18 protein-coding genes are annotated in these 23,607 nt (G+C 33.9%); 7 read left to right on the top strand and 11 right to left on the bottom strand.

The window, feature by feature from the left end; genetic code table 11:
• Complete coding sequence (locus Q1A73_RS14620) at positions 1-840, bottom strand: hypothetical protein (protein ID WP_299606958.1); 840 nt, start codon at positions 838-840, stop codon at positions 1-3.
• A gap of 380 nt (positions 841-1,220) precedes the next feature.
• On the opposite strand from Q1A73_RS14620, the gene Q1A73_RS14615 reads away from it, so the two are divergent.
• Entirely contained in the window at positions 1,221-3,188 is a 1,968-nt protein-coding gene (locus Q1A73_RS14615) for a tetratricopeptide repeat protein (protein ID WP_299606957.1), read from the top strand.
• A 125-nt stretch (positions 3,189-3,313) separates the two neighbouring features.
• On the opposite strand, the gene Q1A73_RS14610 is transcribed toward Q1A73_RS14615, so the two are convergent.
• Both Q1A73_RS14610 and Q1A73_RS14605 read right to left on the bottom strand, forming a co-directional pair.
• Entirely contained in the window at positions 3,314-3,733 is a 420-nt protein-coding gene (locus Q1A73_RS14610) for a nucleoside-diphosphate kinase (RefSeq protein WP_219006915.1), read from the bottom strand.
• Between the two features lie 171 nt (positions 3,734-3,904).
• Positions 3,905-4,936, bottom strand: coding sequence for an alkaline phosphatase D family protein (locus tag Q1A73_RS14605; RefSeq protein WP_299606953.1), 1,032 nt, complete (start codon positions 4,934-4,936; stop codon positions 3,905-3,907).
• A gap of 79 nt (positions 4,937-5,015) precedes the next feature.
• On the opposite strand from Q1A73_RS14605, the gene Q1A73_RS14600 reads away from it, so the two are divergent.
• The 3 genes from Q1A73_RS14600 to Q1A73_RS14590 are packed head-to-tail and all read left to right on the top strand — an operon-like array spanning position 5,016 to position 7,774.
• Complete coding sequence (locus Q1A73_RS14600; RefSeq protein ID WP_299606951.1) at positions 5,016-6,032, top strand: DHH family phosphoesterase; 1,017 nt, start codon at positions 5,016-5,018, stop codon at positions 6,030-6,032.
• Complete coding sequence (gene gldI, locus Q1A73_RS14595) at positions 6,029-6,580, top strand: gliding motility-associated peptidyl-prolyl isomerase GldI (protein WP_299606949.1); 552 nt, start codon at positions 6,029-6,031, stop codon at positions 6,578-6,580. The genes Q1A73_RS14600 and gldI overlap by 4 nt, the downstream gene beginning before the upstream one ends.
• Positions 6,581-6,595: 15 nt before the next feature.
• The gene (locus tag Q1A73_RS14590; protein WP_299606948.1) at positions 6,596-7,774 is read left to right on the top strand and encodes a peptidylprolyl isomerase; all 1,179 of its coding nucleotides are present in this window, start codon (positions 6,596-6,598) and stop codon (positions 7,772-7,774) included.
• 73 nt (positions 7,775-7,847) lie between these two features.
• On the opposite strand, the gene Q1A73_RS14585 is transcribed toward Q1A73_RS14590, so the two are convergent.
• Complete coding sequence (locus tag Q1A73_RS14585; protein WP_299606946.1) at positions 7,848-9,308, bottom strand: aminoacyl-histidine dipeptidase; 1,461 nt, start codon at positions 9,306-9,308, stop codon at positions 7,848-7,850.
• Positions 9,309-9,404: 96 nt separating this feature from the next.
• Between Q1A73_RS14585 and Q1A73_RS14580 the strand changes: the two genes are divergently transcribed.
• From Q1A73_RS14580 to Q1A73_RS14570, 3 genes are all read left to right on the top strand, one after another.
• On the top strand, positions 9,405-10,469 hold the full coding sequence (locus tag Q1A73_RS14580; RefSeq protein ID WP_299606944.1) for a DUF3810 domain-containing protein: 1,065 nt from the start codon (positions 9,405-9,407) through the stop codon (positions 10,467-10,469).
• 118 nt (positions 10,470-10,587) lie between these two features.
• Complete coding sequence (locus Q1A73_RS14575) at positions 10,588-13,575, top strand: amidohydrolase family protein (protein WP_299606942.1); 2,988 nt, start codon at positions 10,588-10,590, stop codon at positions 13,573-13,575.
• 14 nt (positions 13,576-13,589) lie between these two features.
• Positions 13,590-14,882, top strand: coding sequence for an amidohydrolase family protein (locus Q1A73_RS14570; protein WP_299606940.1), 1,293 nt, complete (start codon positions 13,590-13,592; stop codon positions 14,880-14,882).
• Between the two features lie 47 nt (positions 14,883-14,929).
• Here Q1A73_RS14570 and Q1A73_RS14565 read toward each other — a convergent pair whose 3' ends face one another.
• The 7 genes from Q1A73_RS14565 to dnaB form a co-directional block, all read right to left on the bottom strand.
• A complete protein-coding gene (locus tag Q1A73_RS14565; protein WP_299606938.1) occupies positions 14,930-15,247 on the bottom strand; it encodes a hypothetical protein in 318 nt (105 codons plus the stop codon).
• A 123-nt stretch (positions 15,248-15,370) separates the two neighbouring features.
• Positions 15,371-16,492, bottom strand: a complete 1,122-nt coding sequence (locus Q1A73_RS14560) for an alanine--glyoxylate aminotransferase family protein (RefSeq protein ID WP_299606936.1) — start codon at positions 16,490-16,492, stop codon at positions 15,371-15,373.
• A gap of 296 nt (positions 16,493-16,788) precedes the next feature.
• Positions 16,789-17,577, bottom strand: a complete 789-nt coding sequence (locus tag Q1A73_RS14555; RefSeq protein ID WP_299606934.1) for a DUF6503 family protein — start codon at positions 17,575-17,577, stop codon at positions 16,789-16,791.
• A 79-nt stretch (positions 17,578-17,656) separates the two neighbouring features.
• A complete protein-coding gene (locus Q1A73_RS14550; protein WP_299606932.1) occupies positions 17,657-18,661 on the bottom strand; it encodes a DKNYY domain-containing protein in 1,005 nt (334 codons plus the stop codon).
• Between the two features lie 78 nt (positions 18,662-18,739).
• Positions 18,740-20,527 carry a T9SS type A sorting domain-containing protein gene (locus Q1A73_RS14545; protein WP_299606930.1) on the bottom strand — a complete coding sequence of 596 codons (1,788 nt, stop codon included), beginning with the start codon at positions 20,525-20,527 and terminating at the stop codon, positions 18,740-18,742.
• Positions 20,528-20,688: 161 nt separating this feature from the next.
• Positions 20,689-21,873, bottom strand: a complete 1,185-nt coding sequence (locus Q1A73_RS14540; protein ID WP_366141463.1) for an asparagine synthetase B — start codon at positions 21,871-21,873, stop codon at positions 20,689-20,691.
• Positions 21,874-21,952: 79 nt separating this feature from the next.
• Positions 21,953-23,500, bottom strand: coding sequence for a replicative DNA helicase (gene dnaB / locus Q1A73_RS14535; protein WP_299606928.1), 1,548 nt, complete (start codon positions 23,498-23,500; stop codon positions 21,953-21,955).
• Between the last annotated feature and the right edge of the window lie 107 nt (positions 23,501-23,607).

Genomic DNA, 23,607 nt, shown 5'->3' with positions numbered 1-23,607 from the left:
TTATAAGTGCTCCTTAAAAAACAATCTAAGTTTTTCCGTTTGGTCTTCATTAAGAATCTTTAAAATCATATCTATCCAATCAGTTTCCATATTTCCTGGATTCCAAAACTCATCATAATCTAGATCCATAAACCAAATCTCTTTAAACTGATATTCTTCTTCTAATTTTTGTAGAAACAGATCAAAGTTTGATTTTATATACTCTAAAAAGTTTTCTTCTAAGAACTCTTCAAATTGTTCAGATCCATGTTGACCACAAACACTACAAGCTCTAGCTATTGCTAATGATAGGGTTTCTTCGCAAACTCCATATTTTTCGATAATAGTATTGATATCTCCATATTGATCTACTTCATGATCCATATCATTCGTACGAAGAAAATTTATATAATTTTCGATATATTTTTTATCATATAAAGCCAATAAAGAGGCTGCTGTACTACCCACAGGAGTTTCACTATCTCTCCAGAATCGTGCATCATTTTCTTTATAGTAGGATCTATCTATAAACTGCCATAATTTATTGTGGAGAGCTTCAAATGAGACTGCCTTTTCTATCAGTTCATCAAAATAGGAATAAGCACTTTTGGCAAGAATCAATTCATCTTTTTCGTCATAAAATTGATATTCAAACTCATATACATAGGTATATTCTTCCAAAATTTTATTTCTAGATTCTTCTAGTAGAGATAAAACTAGATCTAAAATTTGTTCCACATCATTTTCCGATAGGTTATCCGTTGGAATTTCTGAGGAATCAATTATTTTACTTAATTCCAATGATTCTGTATTCGTATTACTTGCACGAACATTTAATACAATTTTAGAAATAATACTCATTCAAAAGAGATTTTATAATTAGACTTCAATAGTAAATAATATATAAGATTTAGAAATCACGGGATTCAGTGAAAATAGAATCCCCAGAGTTGTCTTATATAATTATCAAAAGAATGAATGACCTTTACATATTTTGATTCGATAGACACCAAAAATATCTTTTAAAGCTTCATAGCTTGGAGATTTTCAATAAATAACATCAATCACTTTTAAGTTATTTTAGTAGGAAAGATATTTATTAGAACAATAAATACGCTATTTTTAGAGTTCGTTTTGGGGAAGAAATAAAGAATAATCGCTTTACACAAGTGTTTCATAGCTTCATCCCGGAATGAGAAAACCCTATTATTTTTTTTAGTTAATTTTTTTAAATGTTCCCGTTGTCTAAGTTTAGTTTTCTACTAATTTTATGTAGTATCTGTTTCGTAACTCATGCTCAGATTGAAACAAATAAAAAATCTAAAGACATAGATTATGATTATCAACTATTAGAAAAAGCTAGAGATTATTCCAATACAGAAGGAGAAGACAAAAGAAAAGCTTTTCTAATTAGCCATGAAGTTTTAACCAGAACGCAAAATGAATATCATAAGGTTTTAGCTTATAAAAATTTAAGTCATTATCATTATTACTCTTACACCTCTGACTCTGCCATATTTTACGCAAAAAAAGGAGTTGCACTAACTGAGAAAAGACAAGACTCTATTGGAGTATCATTAACTAACTGGTTTCACTTAATTCTTTCTAATGCTTCCAGAGATAAAGGTTTACTTGATGATAGTAAAAAATGGGCCCTAAAAGGTTTAGAAACTGTAAAGTTGATTGATGATCCAGAAATTGAACAAAAACTGCTTCTAAATCTAGGAATTACCTACAGAATGAAAGGTGATTTTGATAAGGCTTTAGAAATTTATAATGCTATGATCCTTGATAATGAAAACCCAAATCCCGACTTATATGTTTCTATAGCCATTTGTCATTTGGATATGGGTAATTTTGAAAAAGCACTTTTCTATCAAAATAAAGCCTTACATATTTATAGCCAAGAAACTCACCACAGAAGTATTGCTATAACCTTACTTAATATCGGAAGTATCTATCTAGATATGTATGAGGATCAAACAGCATTAAGTTATTTCGAAAAATCCCTTAAAATAGCAGAAGAATATACGTATCCTTTGATAATGCTCAATAATAAGATCAACATTGGAGAAATTTTTATAGCGAAAAAGCAATATAATAAGGCATCAAAAAATTACCAAGATGTGCTGGAACTGGCTGAGGATAGAGAATATTTCCAACAACAGATATTAGCATATCAAAAGCTGAAAGAGATTGCTACACTCCAGAAGAACTATGAACGTGCCTTGGAATATACAGAAAAGGAATACAGACTTAATGACTCGGTAAATCAGCTACAAAAAGATGAAGAACTTTCTAGACTAGAAGTTCAATACGAAACTCTTAAGAAAGAGAACGAAATATCTATCTTAAAAAAAGACAAAGAGCTAAGAGAATTAGAAATAAATAGACAACAATCACAAAAAAACACCATACTCATTGCATTCATCATTGTCGTAATTCTCTTAATAGGATTATTTGTGCTTTACTATCAAAAACTGAAAAGTCAAAACTTATTGAATAAAAACCAAAAAGAATTGGCAGAACAAAAGGTAGAAGCTTTGATTAAAAACCATGGGTTAAGACTTATTCAAAATTCTATCAATGTTCAGTTCAAAGAAAGAAAGAGAATTGCTCAGACACTTCATGATAGAATAGGAGGAAATTTGGCTGCTATCAAACTACAGGTTAGCTCAATTAAAAATAATTCTTCTGGTCTGAAGCAAGTATATAAACAAATTGAGGACACATATCAAGAAGTTAGAGTGCTTTCGCATGATCTTATTCCAAAAAAAATTGCAGATAGTAATTTCACAGAACTATTAGGCGAATACACAGATAAAATTAGCACATCCAGTAATTTAATCATAGATATTTCTACGTATAAAGAAGATTATATTAATCAAATGGATGTGAGATTTCATAATGAATTATTCTCCATTTTTCAGGAACTCATCACCAATACTCTTAAACATGCTAATGCTGATAAGATTGGAATTCAAATTAATCCTATTGGTGATCAGGTAAGTATTATTTTTGAGGATAATGGCAAAGGATTTGACCTTTCTAAAAAACCATTTGGAATAGGCTTAACAAATATCAAAAGTCGCATACAAGAACTATCAGGCACTTTACATATCGATTCTTTGATAAAAAGAGGAACTATTGTTACGATTGAAATTCCTTTTATGAATCAACAAAAAATAATGAACCAAAACCACCTATAGTATAGTTCTAACATGAAGTCTAAATCTGTAGAATTCTACAACTTTAACTTTATAAGTTGTTATATAAAAAAACCATCCTGAAAGTATCAGAATGGTTTCTAGTATATCGATTAATTCTATGCTTCTTAGAACTGCTCTCTTCCTGAGAAATGAAAAGCTCCTTCGATAGCAGCATTCTCGTCACTATCACTACCATGTACAGCATTTTCACTGATAGAAGTAGCATATTTTTTACGAATAGTACCCTCTGCAGCTTCTTCTGGATTTGTAGCTCCGATTAAGGTTCTAAAATCTTCTACTGCGTTTTCTTTTTCAAGAATTGCTGCTACAATTGGACCGCTTGTCATATACTCCACTAACTCTCCATAAAAAGGACGCTCACTATGCACAGCATAAAAAGCTTTTGCATCGTCAGTAGTTAATTGCGTTAATTTCATTGCTACAATTCTGAAGCCAGAAGCAGTTATTTGTTCAAGGATCGCACCGATGTATCCTTTTCTTACCGCATCCGGTTTAAGCATTGTAAAAGTTCTATTTGTTGCCATTTTTAAAATTTTGTTTTTATATCATTTTCAAAAAAAAAGAAAATGTTGCTTTTTTAAATTTCGGCTATATAGCCAATTATAAAATTTTGTGCAAAAGTATATATAATACCTTCAAAAACAAGAAATATTCTCAGAAAGTAAGAACTTTATCCTACTCCATCATAAAAACAATTAATCCAATAGGTACTGTTGTTGTATTTCTTGTAGCACTTTATTATTCTTTCCTCTCATCTGCATGGTAATTACCTTTGTTTCGAAATTAAATTTTAAGATACCAAAACTAGGTGTATGAATAACATCTCCTACTCTAAATTGATTAGGTTCTCCATTAAAACCCAAATATGAATGAGTAAGTCCACTAGATGTAAAATCGACAAGAGGATATTCTAAATCTGATAATTCCTTTTTTGAAAATTCTGATATGTGACGATCGCCAGATAACAGTACACAATTTTTAACTTTTAGCGCTACTATTAATTGTTCTAACCTAGTTACTTCATTTGGAAAATTAGCCCAACACTCCCAACCGTGTTCACCAGACAAAAACTGGATACTACTTACAATGACATGGAAATCAACTTTTGTAGTCTTCAATTCTTCTTCTAACCACTTCCATTGCTTTTCTCCTAATACTGTCCCTTTATTATCATCATGCGGGATATAACGTTTTTTACCTGTTGGGTCTTTTAATAGCGGAGATCGGAAATATCTCGTATCCAAAACAATAACCTTCACACTCCCATTAGACGTTTTAAAAGTTTTGGAAGTATATATTCCCTCTTGATTTCTCCTCTCATCTTCTTTTTCAACTTCTAAAAAATCTAAAAACAACTGTTGACTTTCGCGTTTCATTTTCCACTCTGCTCCTACATCATTTTTCCCATAATCATGATCATCCCAAGTAGCCATGATAGGTACATTATTTTTTAATAGTTGATAATCAAGATTACTGTTTTGAAGTTTGTAATCATTTTTAATTTTAGACATATCTTCAGAATCTCCATAGATATTATCTCCACCCCAAATAAACAAATCTGGTTTATTCTTTAAAATTTCACTCCAAAAAGGTTGTGGTAAACTTTGTTTATTACAACTACCAAAAGCAATCACAAAATCTTCTTTTGTTTTTTCTTCATTAATTTGGCTATAACCACTACTTATGGTATACAGAGAAAAAAAGACAGAATATAGTACGTATTTCATTGTGTAAAGAGTTAACGTATGGTAAAAGTAAGTATTCCATTATTACCATATTATTAATAAATAGTATCTTCGCAGACCTATGAACACAAGTGAATTTAAGGAAGTAAAAGTACTCTTAAGTACTTCCAAAAACATCGTAATCATTCCGCATAAAAACCCAGATGGAGACGCTATTGGATCAACACTAGCTCTCTATCACTATTTGTCTGGTTTGGGACATAATGCTACTGTAATTACACCGAATGATTATCCAAATTTTCTAAAATGGATTCCAGGTGAGTCTACCATTATTAAATACGATAGTGATACCGAAGTCGCAACCGAAAAGATAAAAGAAGCTGATATCATTTTCACTTTAGATTTCAACCATTTTTCGAGAACTGGTAATATGGAAAGCTTGCTAAAAACAACCGATACTACGTATATCATGATAGATCATCACCAGCAACCAGATGATTATGCTGTCTATACCTACAGTGATGTTATGATGAGTTCTACTTGTCAAATGATCTATCACTTTATCGATAATCTAGGAGATGTAAACAAAATTACTGCCGATATTGCGACTTGTATTTACATCGGTATCATGACTGATACAGGTTCTTTTCGTTTTCGATCAACTACCAGTACAACTCATAAAATAATTGCTGATTTAATAGATCGTGGAGCTAACAATACTGAAATCCATGAACTAATTTATGATAGTAACACCTATTCTAGATTACAATTAAGAGGGGTAGCTTTAAAAAATTTAAAAGTGTTACCAGAATATAAAGCGGCCTACATTACACTATCTCAAAAGGAATTAGATGATCACAATTTCAAAAAAGGAGATACGGAAGGATTTGTAAACATGGGGCTATCCATAGAAGGCATCAAACTCGCTTTAATTTTTATAGAAAATAAAGGTGAAAACATCATAAAGATCTCTCTTCGTTCTAAAGGTGATTTTTCTGTCAATGAATTTTCAAGAAATCACTTTGAAGGTGGTGGTCATCATAATGCTGCTGGTGGAAAAAGTAATCTCTCACTTCAAGACACGGTTGAGAAATTTATTAGTATCTTACCGTCTTATAAAAATGCCCTAAATTCATGAGACATTTTTTTCTTTTAGCAAGCTTATTCGCCTTATTTTTCTCTTGTAAAGCTCCAGAAGCCAGAAAGCCTATTAGTATTTCTTCAGGATCTTTTATCAATGAATCTATTAACAGGAACAAGGAACTTATAGCAGGAGAAGAAGCAAAAATTCAAAAAATAATCCAACAAGATACTTCTCGTAATTATATCACATCAGATGGTGGTTTTTGGTATTACTATGAGAAAAAGGATACCATATCAACACTTACTGCTAAATTTGGTGATATTGTAAACTTCACCTACGACATAAAAGATTTGGATGGAGAAATTATTTATAGTCAAAAAGAGTTGGATACTGTAAATTATGCTATCGATCAAGAAGATCTTTTTTTTGGATTAAGAGAAGGATTAAAACTCATGAAAGAAGGAGAAACTGTTGTTTTCTTGTTTCCTTCTTATCAAGCATATGGATATTATGGGGATGATCATAAGATTGGGACAAATATTCCGTTAGTATCCAGAGTAACTCTCAACAAAATCACAAAACAGTCAACAAAAGAAAATTAAACCTTAACTAAAAAAATGAAAAAATTAAGTCTTTTATTTTTAGCGATTGTCGCTTTAACTCTAACTAGTTGCAAAGAAAAATATCCAGAACTTGGGGATGGTATCTATGCAGAAATCATAACAAATAAAGGTACAGCCGTTGCAAAATTATACTACGATGCTACGCCAATGACAGTAGCTAATTTTGTATCCCTTGCAGAAGGAACCAATACTATGGTAGATAGCCTTTACAAAGGAAAAAAATATTACAACGGAATCATTTTCCACAGAGTGATTAAAGATTTCATGATCCAAACAGGAGATCCACTAGGAACAGGTACTGGTGATCCAGGATATAAATTCCCAGATGAGATCGTAGATTCTTTAACACATAAGTCTAAAGGAATCTTATCGATGGCCAACTCTGGCCCTGCTACCAACGGAAGTCAATTTTTTATTACATTAAAAGAAACTCCTTGGTTAAATGGAAAACACACCGTTTTTGGGGAAATCGTTTCAGGACAAGATATCGTAGATAGCATTGGGGTTGTAGAAACAAAAAGACCTGGAGACAAACCTGTTTCTGAAGTAAGAATGGAACAAGTTAATATCATCAGAAAAGGTAAAGATGCAAAAGCATTTGATACAAAGGCAGAACTCGAAGACAAACTGAAAGTGCTAGAAGAAGAAAAATTAGCAAAAGAACGTTTGATCAAAGAAAATAGTAAAAAAGCTGCTGCGAAATACGAGGGATTAAAGGAGAAAGCAACTAAATTAGAAAGTGGTTTAGAAATATTGTTTTTAAAAGAAGGTGATGGTGTTCAACCAAAACCAACAGACGTTGTAAAATTATATTACGCTGGTTTCTTTACAGACGGAAGAGTATTTGATACTAATATGATTGATATAGACAAAGAAATGGGAACATACGACCCAAAGAGTCGTAGAGCACAACACCCTATGGGATATGCTCCTATAGAAATGCCTTATTCTCCTGAAGCTCAAATGATCGCTGGTTTCAAAGAAGGTGTTCAACAAATGAAAGTTGGAGATAGAGCTGTAATATTTATTCCTTCTCATTTAGGATACGGAGAAAGAGGAAGAGCTCCAATCCCTCCTAATACAGATTTAATTTTTGAACTTGAAATAGAAAGCATTGTAGATAAAACTGAAGCTCCTCAAGCTCATTCTAAAGATGACGGTCACGGTCACTAGAATTTAATAAAATGTAAAAAAAATCCCATATCAAATGATATGGGATTTTTTAATTTTAATAGTAGACATGCTATTATTTTTCAGGAATACTTTCTAAAATCTGCTTTACAAAATTCCAATATTTCTGTGCAGAAGAAATACTCGCTCTTTCATCTGGAGAATGCGCTCCTAAAATAGTAGGCCCAAAAGAAATCATATCCATATCTGGATAATTTTGTCCCAGAATACCACATTCCAAACCGGCATGACAAGCTGCAATATGTGCTTTTTCTCCATTTATTTTTTGATACAGTTCATCCATAACCTTTAAAATGGCAGAATCCATATTTGGTGCCCATCCCGGATAATCTCCATCGGTAGTTACTTCACACCCTATCAATTCAAAAGTAGCTCTTAGTTTATTAACCATATCTAATTTCGAAGACTCTACACTACTTCTGGTTAAACATTCGATTTTAATAGCCTCACTACCAATAGTTACTTTTGCAATATTATTGGATGTTTCTACCAAATCTGGTATTGATAAACTCATCGCATACACTCCATTATGTGCAGCATATAAAGATTTTAAAACACCTTCCTGAACACCTAATTCCATTACGCTATTTGGAGCCTCTACTTGTTCTAATTCTATAGATAAATTGGGATCCACTAATGATAGTTCCTTTTGTATCGTAGCAATTAAAGCAGATGTTTCAAATTGAAAAGCTTCCGAATGTATCGTATCTACAACCACAGTAGCAAAACTTTCTCTAGGAATTGCATTACGAAGACTTCCTCCTTTTATTTCATGAATTCTGAGTCCAAAATTTTCAAAACCATCAAATAGTAATCTATTCATAATTTTATTGGCATTTCCTAAGCCTTTATGAATATCCATTCCTGAGTGTCCTCCATTTAAACCGGTAACCGAAATTCTAAAAGCGGTAGTTCCATCTGGCGTAACCTCTTCCTTGTATGTTCTTTCTGCAGTAACATCAATTCCACCTGCGCAACCTACTCCTATTTCATCATCTTCTTCTGTATCTAGGTTTAAAAGAATATCACCTTGTAACCAATTCGGCTGTAATCCCATGGCACCCGTCATTCCAGTTTCTTCATCGATGGTAAATAATGCTTCTATAGGTGGATGTACAATATTCTTTGATTCTAAAATAGCCATAATAGTAGCTACACCTAATCCATTATCTGCTCCTAAGGTTGTTCCTTTTGCACGCACCCAATCGCCATCTACATACATTTCGATTCCTTGTGTATCAAAATCAAAAACAGTATCAGCATTTTTTTGGTGTACCATATCTAGGTGTGATTGCATCACCACAGTTTTCCGATTCTCCATTCCTGGTGTAGCAGGTTTTTTTATCAAAACATTCCCAACCTTATCTATTTCTACAACAAGCCCTAGAGACTCTCCGAACGTTTTCATAAACTCGATCACGCGTTCTTCTTTTTTAGAAGGTCTTGGAACGGCATTTAGATCCGCAAATTTATTCCAAAGCTCTTTTGGCTCCAGGTTTCTTATTTCTAAATTCATGTGTATTCTGTGTTTTTTGACAAATGTACATTATGATAATCTTAATTCAAATGCTTTATGAAATGTTGTAGATTTACAACCTGATATTTATAATTCATGCAATCAAAAACAAAATTATATCTTACTCTACTGTTACCCGTACAGTTTATCCTTCTTAAAATCCTTTCCTTTTTTCCTGAGTTTATTGATCGATTTTACAGCAATGGATTGTATGTTTATATATCAAAGGCTTTACGATTTACCTTTGGTTGGATTCCCTTTTCTTTTGGAGACATCGGATATAGCATTTTGATTATACTCCTAATCCGCTTTTTGTTTAAAAGAGTTTTTAGAAAAAAAGTACAATGGAAAACTGTTCTTTTAGATGTGGGTGCTACCCTATCCGTAGTATACGCTGCTTTTCACTTATTATGGGGAATCAACTATTACAGATTACCCATGCATGCGATTTTAGGCATCGAAGATCAATATACGGAAGCTGAACTTTTATCTGTATCAGAAAAACTAATTAAACGAGCCAATACTATTCATAAACGCTTAGAGCCTAATGATTCATTATCCATTGTAATGCCATACAGCAAAGCTGAAATATTTGAAAAAACCATTCCAGCATATGAGCAAATCAACGAAGTTGTTCCAAACTTGAAATATTCGCCAAAGAGTATTAAAAAATCATTACTAAGTGTTCCCCTAACATATATGGGATTTAGCGGTTACCTTAATCCAATAACCAATGAAGCACAAGTGAATGGTTTGATCCTAGATTATAAATCTCCAACTACTAGCTGTCATGAAGAAGCTCACCAACTGGGGTTTGCTAAAGAAAATGAAGCAAATTTTCTTGCGGCTTTAACTACTATGAACTATGATGATCCTTATTTTAACTATAGTGGAACTACTTTTGCTTTAAAATTTTGTCTGAATGATCTGTACTTACGAGACGAACAGAAAGCATTTTGTCTTATCGAAAAATTAAGACCTGGAATCCGAAAAAATTATCAAGAGGTGAATGAATTTTGGCTGCAATACCAAAACCCTCTAGAACCTATTTTTAAAAGTACTTATGACAGCTATCTAAAGGCAAACAATCAACCTAAAGGGATTGACACCTATAGCTATGTAGTTGCCTTGTTAGTAAACTATTACAAGGACAAATTATAGTTTTCAATATTACTTAATGAGATTACATATATCCTTTAACTGTTAAAATAATACTAATTAGTAAGGTCTTTCCGCAGTAACGGTTACTTTTAGACCAATTCATTATTACGCAAACTCTATGAAACAACTATTTTTATCACTCTTGGTGATATTGATGGGGTCGATTCTTCATGCTCAAGAATACTTCCCAAAAAATGACGGTGTAAAAACATCTAATTCTAATTATACGGTGTTTACTAATGCGACTATTCACACTTCTCCAGAATCCGAGATACAAAATGGTATGCTTATCATCCAGAAAGGAAAGATTGCTCAAGTAGGTTCAGGATTATCTATTCCGAAAAATAGTATTGTGATCGATCTAAAAGGAAAGCATATCTATGCGTCTTTTATTGATCCTTTTACCAACTTTGGAATCCAAAAACCAAAAAGACAAGGGAATCCTTTTGGCGGTAGTCCTCAATACGATGCTACTAGAGAGGGATATTATTGGAATGATCATATCCGCCCTGAGACAAATCCGTTGCACGAATTTAAATATGATAAAAAGAAAGCTGATGAGTTTATAAAAGCAGGTTTTGGAACTGTAAATACTCATATGCCTGATGGAATTATCCGAGGAACTGGATTATTAGTAGCTCTTAATAATGAAGGAACTGAAGGAGATCGATTGTTAAGTGATGCTTCTTCTCAATTACTTTCTTTTTCAAAAAGTAATAAAAGTAAACAGATATACCCTACCTCGTTAATGGGATCTATGGCTTTGCTTAGACAAGTATATTTAGATGCAAAATGGTATGCTAATAATAATGTTGACTATAAAGATTTATCCATAGAGGCATTAAATAACAATAAAAGCCTCCCACAGATTTTTGAAGCTGGTAGTAGAATCAATGGTTTTAGAGCAGATAAAATCGGAGATGAATTTAACATACAATATATAATTGTTGGTGGTGGTGATGAATATGCTCGAATAGACAAAGTAAAAGCTACGAATGCCAAATATATTATTCCTCTTGATTTTCCGGATGCCTATGATGTATCGGATCCGTATATGGCAAATCTAGTAAGTCTGGGCGATATGCGTCATTGGAACCAAGCGCCTTCCAATCCATCTGTTCTGCAAAAAAATGGAGTTCAGTTTTCGTTAACTACCCATAAACTAAAAAAGATCGGTGATCTCTCTACAAGATTAGAAAAAGCACTGAAACATGGATTAGATAAAAAAACCGCGTTAGCAGCTTTAACTACAATTCCTGCTCAAATTTTAGGAAAAGAAAATGTACTAGGAACGCTTAAAAAAGGAGCTCATGCCAATTTTTTAATTACTAGTAAGGAACTATTTTCTAAGGACAATATTATTTATGAAAACTGGGTACAAGGTCATAAAAATATTGTGAATGATATGAACACTACAGATATTACAGGTTCATATGAATTATCGGTAGCTGGAAAGACTTATGATGTTTCCATAACTGGAAAACCTACAAAACCAAAGGCAGAAGTTAAACTCGGAGAAACAAAACTGGGAAGTAAAATTACCTATACCAATGATTGGGTAACGCTGACTTTTACAGATGCTGACACTAGTAAAACCCAATATACCCGTATTGTTGGTGCCATTAATAAAAATCCAAAATTTTGGACTGGAAAAGCAGTACTTCCTAATGGTAGCGAAACATCTTTTACTGCAAAGCAAAAACCAGAAGAAGCTAAAGAAGCTTCTAAAAAGAAACCTGAAGCTACTAAAGAAGCTCCAAAAGTAGTATCTGTTACCTATCCTAACATTGCATACGGTAATGCAGCATTGCCAAAGTCTGAAAATATACTTTTCAAAAACGCTACTGTTTGGACCAATGAAAGCGAAGGGATTCTAAAAGAAACAGATGTTCTCATTAAAAATGGAAAGATTGCTGCCATTGGTAAAAACCTAAATGCAGGAAATGCTAAAGTTATCGATGCTACAGGAAAGCATCTTACCAGTGGTATTGTAGATGAGCATTCTCACATTGCTGCAGCAGCTATTAACGAAGCTGGACATAACTCTACAGCAGAAGTAACCATAGAAGATGTGGTATCACCAGATGATATCAATATCTACAGAAACCTCGCTGGTGGCGTAACCTCTATACAAATATTACACGGATCCGCAAACCCAATTGGTGGTAGATCCGCTATCATTAAACTAAAATGGGGAGAAAGTGCAGAAAACCTGATTTACAGCAACACTCCTAAATTTATAAAATTTGCACTTGGTGAAAATGTAAAACAAAGTAACTGGGGAGATGCAGAACGAGTTCGTTTCCCTCAAACACGTATGGGTGTAGAGCAATTATACATCGATTATTTTACTCGTGCTAAACGATATGAGCAACAAAAAAATAGCGGAAAACCATATCGTAAGGATATCGAAATGGAAACCCTATTAGAGATTCTTAATGGAAAACGTTTTATCAGTTGCCACTCCTATGTACAAAGTGAAATCAATATGTTGATGAAAGTAGCTGAAAAATTTAATTTCAGAATCAACACCTTTACCCACATTCTCGAAGGCTATAAAGTGGCAGATAAGATGGCGACACATGGTGTTGCAGGATCTACTTTCTCCGATTGGTGGGCGTATAAGTATGAAGTAAATGACGCAATTCCGTACAATGCTACGATTATGCATAATCAAGGAGTTCTGGTAGCCATTAATAGTGATGATGGCGAAATGTCGAGACGTTTAAACCAAGAAGCTGCTAAATCTGTAAAATACGGAGGTGTTAGCGAAGAAGAAGCTTGGAAGTTTGTAACATTAAATCCCGCGAAGATGTTACATATCGATGATAGAGTAGGAAGTATTAAAGTAGGAAAAGATGCTGATGTAGTTTTATGGACCGATCACCCACTTTCTATCTATGCCAAGGCTGAAAAAACATTGATCGAAGGAGCTACTTATTTCGATTTGGAAAAAGATAAAGCCATGCGCAGATCTATAGCTAATGAAAGAAATGAGTTATCTACCATGTTATTGCAAGCAAAAAATAGTGGATTAAAGACACAACCACCTAAGAAAAAGGAAAAACAACATTTTCACTGCGATACTGTGGAACACATTCACTAAACACCGATTACAAAATGAAAAACTTATCATATATATTCTTGTTGTTAATCGTTGCATTTGGAAATGTAACTGCACAACAAACTCCGGCAAAAAGTCAAACCGAAGCAATTACGATTACTGGAGCTACCGCTCATATTGGTAATGGAGAAGTGATTACCAATAGTATCATTATTTTCGAAAATGGTAAAATTACAAATGTTGGTACCAATGGTAGTATTGCTACCAAAGGAAAAGTAATTGATGCTACTGGTAAGCATGTATATCCAGGATTTATAGCACCGAATTCTACTCTAGGATTGGTAGAAATTGGAGCCGTGCGTGCTACCGATGATGATAGCGAGATTGGAGGTTTTAATCCTCATATCAGAAGTATTATTGCCTATAATGCAGAAAGTAAGATTGTAGAAAGTATGCGTCCTAATGGTGTATTGATTGCCCAAACAACACCACGTGGCGGATGGATTTCTGGTACTTCTTCTATTGTACAATTAGATGCCTGGAACTGGGAAGATGCCGCTATTAAAACAGATGATGGGATCCATATGAATTGGCCAAATCCTTTTACCAGAGGTAGATGGTGGCTAGGAGAAGATCCTGGTTTTAAACCCAATAAAAAATACCAGGAGCAAGTAACTACACTTACCGATTTTGTTACTCAGGCAAAAGCAACTATAAAATCCAAGATAGGAAACGAAAACTTACCTCATCTGGCAATGCAAAGAATATTTGACGGAACACAAACCTTATTTGTACACGTTGGTACCGAAAAAGCTATTTTAGATGTACTACGTTTTGCAAAACAACAGCAACTGCAAAAAGTAGTAATTGTTGGAGGAGATGAAGCCTACAAAGTAGCAAGCCAACTAAAACAGCAAAACATTCCTGTACTATTGACCAGAACACATTCCACACCAAATTATGAAGATGACGACTATGATTTACCGTATAAAAATGCTAAGCTATTAGTTGATGCAGGTGTATTAGTAGCATTGCAGAATAGTGGTCAGATGGAACGTGCCAATGCACGTAACCTTCCTTTCCAGGCTGGAACTGTTGCTGCTCATGGATTAGAAAAAGAAAAAGCAGTGCAGTTAATTACGGGTAATAGTGCCAAAATTTTAGGAATTGATGATATAACAGGAACGTTGGAAGTAGGTAAAGATGCTACTTTATTTATCAGCACTGGCGATGCTTTGGATATGCGTACCAACCAATTAGAAAAAGCGTTTATCCAAGGAAGAGATGTTAGCTTAGAAAGCCACCAAACCAAACTATGGAAACGCTATAGTGGTAAGTATAGCAGATAAATATGCAATAGAACATTAAAAAAGAGGCACTTAATTGTGCCTCTTTTTTAAATACCCATCTTCGTCATGCTGAATTCACTCTTATATTTGAGTGCGACAGTGACTCTTACGGATTCATAAATTTCATCTTCTCCTCTGGATCTCCAAAATGTTTTTACTCCTTCTTTAACCAACCAAGATAGCGATGGTGTATAGGTTGGTCTCGGAACTAAATGCATTGCAGCTGATGCTTCTAAGGCTTCTGCATACATTTCTGCTGCCAAATCCCCCAAACTATCGGTTACATCATACTCTGAAATCGTATTTCTAGGATAAAAAAAGTTTAAGATTTCCATGACCATTTGGTCATCGCTTATAGAACTCATATAATTAAGGTATCAAGAGATTAAAATAATTTGTTTGTTATATTATTACTACAAATTTTGCAAATCTCTACCCTAAATCATACCCAGTATTCAGTGAAAACCAACTCCCTGAATGTATGTAAATTAAGAGCTAAACTCTTTCATATCTTCTAAAGCACTGATAAGCATGTTTACGTGATTAAGTGTACAACTTTCTCCCATAATCCCTATTCTCCATATTTTACCCGCAAAAGCTCCTAATCCTCCTCCAACTTCGATATTATAATCATCTAATAGTTTCCTACGAATCATTGCTTCATCATTACCTTCGGGTAAATAAACTGCATTTAGATTCGGAAGTCTGTAAGATTCTTCGACCAAATAGTTAAACCCTAAGTTTTCCAATTTTGTTTTCAACACTTGATGTACTTCTTGATGTCTTTTCCATCGATTCTCCAAACCTTCTTCCAAAACAATCCTAAGTGCTTCTCTTAATGCATATACAGAAGAAACAGGAGCTGTATGATGATAGGCTCTTTTGGCACCACCCCAATAATTTTTAACCATACTTAAATCTAAAAACCAACTTTGTACTTTGGTTTTTCGATTTTCTAAAGCTTTGACAGCTTTATCTGAAAAACTAACAGGCGATAATCCTGGAGGCGCACTCAAATTTTTCTGTGTCCCGGTATAAATTGCATCAATATTCCAATCATCTACTTTCAATTCCATACCACAGTATGAAGTTACGGCATCCACCATCAATAATCCACCTGCATTATGAACCAAGTCACTAATTTCTTTCAAAGGCTGTAACACTCCGGTAGAAGTCTCCGCATGAACTAGCGCTACTAGTTTTGGTTGTTTACATACATCTAAAGCTTTTTTGATATCATCAGGTGAAACCGCCGTTCCCCATGGAACTTCTACTTTATGTACAGTAGCTCCACACCTTTCCGCAATGTCTGCCATTCTTCCTCCAAAAACTCCATTGATACAGATAATAGCTTCATCTCCTGGTTCTAATAAATTTACCAAACACGTTTCCATACCCGCACTTCCTGGAGCAGATACTACAAATGTCATATGGTTTTTAGTCATAAAAGTATCTTGTACCATCGTTTTGACTTCATCCATGATTGTCACAAACTCAGGATCCAAATGACCAATTAGCGGTGTTGACATCGCTTTAAGTACTCTTGGATGTGCGTCTGAAGGTCCAGGACCCATCAAAATCCTATTACTTGTGGTAAGTTCTTTATACATAAAATTAGTTTTGCGTGTGTTACTATATCGTTTTCGTAAATCGAATTAGATAAAGGATATAAAATTAGTTAATTCTAATAATTGTATTAAAACCTACACATAGACATCTTGTTAAAAACCTTTCGATTATTATATATTTTATAATTACTAGCAGTAATTAATTCCAAAAATTATCAAATTATAAAAATCTCCTTTACATTTTTATCAAAAAAAGTTCTTTCTATCAAAAAAAACTCTGTCAGTATATTCCTAACAGAGTTTATTATAATGTTTCTTAAGAATTAAATTCTCAGAAATTATTCTTTTGGTTTACTAAACAGAGAAGTATCTAATTTTTCTTCGCTTGCAATTGCATTTACAAAAGCTCTTTCACTTTTTACTTCTCCCACTACACCTTCTTCGTAAACTCTCCATTTTAGGGTCTTTGGTAATAACAGTCCATTAACGTCTGTCCAATCCGAATATTCTATGAGACTTACTTTTTCACTACTTTCTTTACTAAAGAAAGTTACTGTGTACCCTAAATATTTCATTTGGTGAGATGCTGCATCATAATAGATAAAGTAATTGTCCTTCGGAGAGTCTCCTACTCCATCGCCATAAGAAATCTTATAACCCGGATATGTCTTATCTTCTACTTTTAGATCTTCTACTTTTTCATAAGAAATACCATCATCGCCTAATACAAATGGCATAGCATAGAAGTAAAACATCAAATTATGATAAAATCGAGGGTTTCCTTTAAAATAAGTAGAGTCCTGTTCTATCCAAGCTTCATTTCCATCAAAACCTAAAGCAAATTTATTTGTTTCTATGCGTGCGTGTCTGGTCTTAAGATCCGTAGTGTGTTTCTCATTCCCCTCTGGCTTAGAAAGTTCAAAAATTAAAGTGTTTTGTTTATCAAAAGCTTGAATTCCCCCATGAGCTTCGAATACTGCTGCAATATCTTTTGGAAAATCTCCAGATCGATCAGGAACGACCTCTTCTACTTTCTCCTCGACGATAACTTTTTTTTCTTCTTTTGGAGCTTCTTTACAAGAAAATAAAACTCCAAGTGCTAGTAAAAATACTATTGTTTTTTTCATTTTTTGAGTGTAAGGTTATTATTTAAGAAGTTGTAGTCGGTTTTTAAAATCAACCTTACAATAATCATCCGTGTTATTTCTACTTTTTTAAAATCTTACCCATTTCATATGTATGATTCTTATCAGAAAAAGTATACGTTCTCGAATTATATTTAAATGTTTTTGCATCGGCTCCTTCCATAATCTTTCCCAGAAAAAAAACATAATTCTTATCTTTTGTATACCCATGCTTTACCTCCTCGAAAGTAGTTACATCTGCATTTTCAATTACATCTCCTCGGTAGTAAACATTTGTATCTATTTTAATAAGTTCTACATCTTCAAAAAAAGCAATACTTTCGGGATCTTTAAAAGGAATTGACACCACTTGATCAAACCTTCCTGTATCCTTATACCCCACATAAAAATATACGTTTCTATTATCTCGGATATAATAATTCGTTAAAGAAACGATTTCATTAATATTCGCTTCTTCAATCTTTCGTAATGGATCGCCATAAGAATAATAATACACTCCATTATAATCTTTGCAAAAATGACTATTGATCTCCTGAAAAGATGCAACATCCAAAGAATCTTTTTTTGTATAATTTTGATATACAAAATTTTTATCCTTTGCAAAATCAAAACTTATCTGAGTAAACGTATTTGCATCTGCGCCTTCCAAGATCTTCAGCGCTTTTTTATCTTCTTGTCCGATATGATAGTAATTATCGTTTAAAATATATACATGATCTTTATCCATAGGGGTATACCCTAATTGCACTCGAAAAGATGCAAGATCTATATCATTATTAATTGCTTTTGATTTAAAATATGCGTGATTTTTATCTTTGGCATAATCTCTTCCCAGCACTTGAAATGAAGCCATATCTACCTGCATTTCATCTTTTCCAAGCTCGAACCAATTACCCATAGGGCTATAAATAATTCCTTCGTTATCTCTAGTATAGTAATAAGAATCAGACAATTCTTTGTTTACCTCTTTACCAAAAGGATTAAAAAAACGATATACTCCATAAATACAGAGCGCTCCTATTGTAACAAATACAACCGCAATTATCATGATTACTTTTTTTACCATAAAGTTAAAATTCTAAAAAGCACTATTTTAAGTTCATTTTTCTTCTATTAAATTACTAAAATAAATTACTCTTAAAAACTAACGCCTACTAATTTTTTTCTCCAGACTTCCCAGATCTGTTGCTATTTTGATAAGATATACTCCAGATTCTAGAAAAGAAATATCAAAACGATTCTGTTCTGTTTCAAAAACTTTTTGACCAAGAAGATTATATACATCAATATGGTTCACTTTAGTATTTACAACTATTTCCCCATTGGTGGGATTAGGATAGACTGCAATTCTAAATGCATCAAATTCCTGGGTACTAAGTAGATCATCCTTTAGTACAGTACTAGTAACGTAAGTTCCTCGATTCCCTGTAGGATCAATCAAACGTACACGTAGAGTGATAGTTCCCTCCAATAAACTGCTCAAATCGATACCTGAAACTGTTTCATTACTTTGAGAAATAGTTCCGGAACCATTTATAGTATCAATATTTCCATCACCTGAACTACTAAAACTATACATATAAGAAGTTCCTATTTCGGCATTAATAAAAGTAAAGCTTACGTTAGTTTCATTTGACGGCTCAATTAAACTCTGATCAATACTAACACTATATCCTAAAGGCGAAATAACATCCACTGAAAACACTCTAGTATTTCCTGATCTATTGCCATTATCGTCATTCCCTGTCGCTCCTACTGCAACAAGACTTCCATCAGAATTTAATGCTACTGAAGAACCTGCTCCATCCAATGCTCTTTCACCTCTGATTTCTGAACCAATTCTTCTCCATTGAGTATCTTCATCATCCCATTTATATAATCTTACATATCCGGCACCACTACCTGCTCCATTATTATCAGAAGGTGCTCCAATAGCTAAAATATTTCCTTCGGCATTAATAGTCAGAGAATGTCCAGATTGGCTATATCGATCACCTATAATTTCTGAACCTTTCTGTACCCAACTACCATTTCCATCCCATTCAAAAACTCTTACCTGACCGTAGTAATCTCCAGGATTTCCAGACGCGTCATGAAATTCGGCTCCCATAGCTATAATTGTTCCTGAAGCATTCAAAGCTAGTTTATTTCCAAAAGCATCTCCAGGCTCTTCTCCATCAAGATCTTGCCCAAGTTGTACCCAATTAGTATTGTTTGTCCATTGAAACACTCTAGCATGTCCAGCACGATTACCATTGCCGTCATTCCCTTGCGCTCCAATAGCAATGATGGTTCCATCTCCATTAATACTAATAGAACCAGCAGCATCGCCTTCGGATTCTCCATAAATATCTGCACCTAATTGCACCCAATTATTGGTATTATCCAATCTATAGACTCTTGCTCTACCTGCATTTACTGTATTTACTACATCTGTCCATGCTCCAACAACCAATGTGGTACCATCTTGACTAAACTTGACATTTCTAATAGTTTCATCACCTGCTTCCTCATCGATATCTTGCCCTAACTGTATCCAAGTATTACTACTTCGCTCAAATACTCTAACTTGACCAGAATTTGATCCTCCAATAGCAACTCTAGTTCCATCGCCACTTAAACTTATGGATCTTCCTGATTTGAAACCTGCTTCCTCTCCATCAATATCATCTCCTATTTGTGTCCATACATCATTTACATTTTCGAAAACACGCACCTGACCCGAATTAGAACCATTACCGTCATTATCTGTTGCTCCAACCGCTAATATATTCCCATTAGAACTCAATGAAACTGATCTACCAGAAGTATCGCTAGCTGCTTCTCCATCCACATCTTGCCCTACTTGGGTTTGTGCTACTACCTGAGTTATAAAACTGTTGATTACTAATGTAATTCCTAGAATATAATTTGAAAATAATCTTTTTTTCATTGTGTTAATTCTTTTATTCTCCTCTAAAAAACATGTACAGACAATACAATACTGTACATTACAGGGATAAAACTAATAACACTACATAGGTCGTCATACACTGTATTCAGTGAAAATGTAATAACGAAAAAAATCAGTACAATGTTTAGAAAAAATAAAAATCAGGTTTTCTGTTTCTTTTTCTTAGCTGCTGGAAAGAGTACATTATTAAGAATCAAACGATATCCAGGAGAGTTAGGATGTAATTCTAATTCCGTTTTCGGATCACCCACTCTATGTTGGTAATCCTCTGGATCATGTCCACCGTAGAACGTAAAAAATCCTTTCCCCTTGATTCCATGGATATATCTGGCCTCATTATTTGTTTTGTTTTCTCCGAGAATAAGTACATTGGATTTTATTTCTGTAGGATCGTAGGCAGTAGTTTGCCCCATAAATCCTTTAACTAGCGCTGTATGATTTTGACAAAGCATTGTAGGTATCGGATCCCATTTTGCTGAAAAATCCATTAATGTAAAATAATCTGTTCGCTTAGGAATACGTCTTTTCCTAGTCATATCTATGGAGGAAAACTCATATACATTAGGACTTCTTTCTAGAGTAAAATCTCTAAAAGCAAAAGTTTTAGAAAAGTCAATTTTTGCTTGATACCCCGGCTCGCTAGGGTCTCCATCAAACATAGGTTCGCAAATATCAACCCCTTCTGCTGCTATAGCTATTTCAAAACTATCGGTGGCACTACACATTGCAAACATAAAACCACCACCAACAACGTAATCTCTTATCTTTAATGCTACCGCTAACTTTTCTTCTGAAACCTTATCATACCCTAAATCTGCTGCTAACTTCTCTGCAGCAGCTTTTTCTTTGATATACCAAGGATGTGCTCTATAGGTAGCATAAAATTTACCATACTGACCTGTAAAGTCTTCATGATGTAAATGTAACCAATCATATAAGATCAAGTTATCTTCTAAAACTTCTTTATCATAGACCGTTTCATAAGGAATTTCAGCAAAAGTCAATACCATAGTTACCGCATCATCCCAAGGTTGATTTCCTTTTGGAGAATATACAGCAATCTTAGGTGCTTTTTCTAAGACTACAGCTTCCATATTCTTGGAAGGGCTGCTGATTTCTTCTAAAATCTCTTCTGTTTTTGTATTACTTAATACTTCATAAGAAACTCCTCTTATGGTACATTCTTTTTTGATATCTTCTGTATCGGGTAATAAAAAAGAACCGCCTCTGTAATTAAGTAACCATTTTACTTTTAAATCTTTACTAAGAGTCCAATAAGTAATACCATAGGCCTTTAGGTGGTTTTGCTGACTTTCAGCATCCATAGGAATCAATACATAAGAAGCATATGATTGAAAAGTAAAAAAGAATAAAAAACTGTAAACTAATAGCTTACAATTCATTTTAGAAAGGTACATCGTCATCATCATTAGAGTCATTTATGCTACTCCCAAAAGCTTCGTCGGCGCTTGGAAGATGACTTGTACTAAAAGGATCATCTTCTTCTTTACCGTCATTCATTTTAGAATGGAACTCAAAAGGAGTACTAAAATCATCTAAGTTATCAAATTTACCTAAGTGACCAATGAATTTTAACCTAATATTTTCTAAACCACCATTACGGTGTTTTGCTACAATGAACTCTCCTTGTCCTTGTGTAGGTGATCTTTCTTCATCATCCCACTCATCGATTTTATAATATTCTGGTCTAAATATAAAGGCAACAATATCAGCATCCTGCTCAATCGCTCCAGATTCCCTCAAGTCACTTAAAAGCGGTCGTTTACTACCGCCACGGGTTTCCACAGCACGAGATAACTGCGAAAGTGCAATCACAGGGATATTCAATTCTTTTGCCAAAGCTTTCAGGTTTCGAGAAATGGTAGAGATTTCCTGTTCACGGTTACCGTTTTTTCCACTCCCACCAGCTGTCATTAACTGCAAGTAATCGATGATGATCATTTTAATACCATGCTGAGAAGACAATCGTCTTGCCTTTGCCCTTAAATCAAAAATCGAAAGTGATGGTGTATCATCAATAAAAAGTGGTGCTTTTTCTAAGTCTTTTACTTTTACATTTAACTGTTCCCATTCATGCTTTTCTAACTTACCAGTTCTAAGTTTTTCTGAAGAAAGTCCAGTTTCCGAAGAGATCAAACGTGTTATAAGCTGTACAGATGACATCTCCAAAGAAAAGAATGCTACCGGAGTATTAGCTCCAACGGCCATATTACGTGCCATCGATAAGGTTAACGCTGTTTTACCCATACCAGGACGTGCAGCAACGATTATTAAATCACTTGGTTGCCATCCAGAAGTAAGCTTATCTAGCTTATCGAAACCAGAAGGAACACCACTCATTCCCTCTTTATTAGAAATCTCTTGAATTTTTTTCTTAGCCTGAATTACCAAACTCTGAGCACTTTCTGTAGATCTTTTGATATTCCCTTGGGTAACTTCATATAATCTGGATTCTGCCATATCCAAAAGATCAAAAACATCTGTAGTCTCATCATAAGACTCTTCGATTATTTCATTTGATATTTTAATCAAACTTCTTTGAATATATTTTTGCAAAATTATACGAGCATGAAACTCGATATGTGCCGAAGAGGCTACCTTTTGAGTGAGTTGAATAAGATAAAATTCCCCTCCTGCTAATTCTAATTTTCCATCCTTCTTTAATTGACTCGAAACCGTTAATAAGTCGATTGGTTCAGAATTTTCGAATAGTTTAAAGACTGCTTCAAAAATATATTTATGCGATTCTTTATAGAATACTTCTGGATTTAGGATATCGATAATTTCATCAACTCCTTTCTTATCAATCATCATCGCTCCAAGCACAACTTCTTCTAAATCAACTGCTTGAGGAGGTATTTTTCCTTTTTCCAGCGATATAACGTTCCCCCGACCGTAATTAGATTGCTGAGTTTGCTGTACTTTTTCCATAACCACGAATGTAAAAAAATTGTAAAGAGATGGACCTTTTACAAAGGTAATGAATGTCCACCAGTCATCAACAATTGAACTGTTAATAACTTAATTATATTGTTAAT

This window comes from uncultured Aquimarina sp. (assembly GCF_947492115.1).
In the GTDB taxonomy this organism is placed as follows: domain Bacteria; phylum Bacteroidota; class Bacteroidia; order Flavobacteriales; family Flavobacteriaceae; genus Aquimarina.
The sequence above is the reverse complement of the archived record's forward strand: the minus strand, read 5'-3'. Positions and strand labels throughout refer to the sequence as shown.

What these genes read in the sequence shown, in the direction of transcription:
- Q1A73_RS14620 (WP_299606958.1), bottom strand. Translation starts at nt 840, where the DNA reads ATGAGTATTATTTCTAAAATTGTATTAAATGTTCGTGCAAGTAATACG.
- Q1A73_RS14590 (WP_299606948.1), top strand. Translation starts at nt 6,596, where the DNA reads ATGAAAAAATTAAGTCTTTTATTTTTAGCGATTGTCGCTTTAACTCTA.
- Q1A73_RS14545 (WP_299606930.1), bottom strand. Translation starts at nt 20,527, where the DNA reads ATGAAAAAAAGATTATTTTCAAATTATATTCTAGGAATTACATTAGTA.
- Q1A73_RS14585 (WP_299606946.1), bottom strand. Translation starts at nt 9,308, where the DNA reads ATGAATTTAGAAATAAGAAACCTGGAGCCAAAAGAGCTTTGGAATAAA.
- Q1A73_RS14550 (WP_299606932.1), bottom strand. Translation starts at nt 18,661, where the DNA reads ATGGTAAAAAAAGTAATCATGATAATTGCGGTTGTATTTGTTACAATA.
- Q1A73_RS14560 (WP_299606936.1), bottom strand. Translation starts at nt 16,492, where the DNA reads ATGTATAAAGAACTTACCACAAGTAATAGGATTTTGATGGGTCCTGGA.
- Q1A73_RS14580 (WP_299606944.1), top strand. Translation starts at nt 9,405, where the DNA reads ATGCAATCAAAAACAAAATTATATCTTACTCTACTGTTACCCGTACAG.
- Q1A73_RS14575 (WP_299606942.1), top strand. Translation starts at nt 10,588, where the DNA reads ATGAAACAACTATTTTTATCACTCTTGGTGATATTGATGGGGTCGATT.
- dnaB (WP_299606928.1), bottom strand. Translation starts at nt 23,500, where the DNA reads ATGGAAAAAGTACAGCAAACTCAGCAATCTAATTACGGTCGGGGGAAC.
- Q1A73_RS14605 (WP_299606953.1), bottom strand. Translation starts at nt 4,936, where the DNA reads ATGAAATACGTACTATATTCTGTCTTTTTTTCTCTGTATACCATAAGT.
- gldI (WP_299606949.1), top strand. Translation starts at nt 6,029, where the DNA reads ATGAGACATTTTTTTCTTTTAGCAAGCTTATTCGCCTTATTTTTCTCT.
- Q1A73_RS14570 (WP_299606940.1), top strand. Translation starts at nt 13,590, where the DNA reads ATGAAAAACTTATCATATATATTCTTGTTGTTAATCGTTGCATTTGGA.
- Q1A73_RS14555 (WP_299606934.1), bottom strand. Translation starts at nt 17,577, where the DNA reads ATGAAAAAAACAATAGTATTTTTACTAGCACTTGGAGTTTTATTTTCT.
- Q1A73_RS14565 (WP_299606938.1), bottom strand. Translation starts at nt 15,247, where the DNA reads ATGAGTTCTATAAGCGATGACCAAATGGTCATGGAAATCTTAAACTTT.
- Q1A73_RS14610 (WP_219006915.1), bottom strand. Translation starts at nt 3,733, where the DNA reads ATGGCAACAAATAGAACTTTTACAATGCTTAAACCGGATGCGGTAAGA.
- Q1A73_RS14600 (WP_299606951.1), top strand. Translation starts at nt 5,016, where the DNA reads ATGAACACAAGTGAATTTAAGGAAGTAAAAGTACTCTTAAGTACTTCC.
- Q1A73_RS14540 (WP_366141463.1), bottom strand. Translation starts at nt 21,873, where the DNA reads ATGGATGCTGAAAGTCAGCAAAACCACCTAAAGGCCTATGGTATTACT.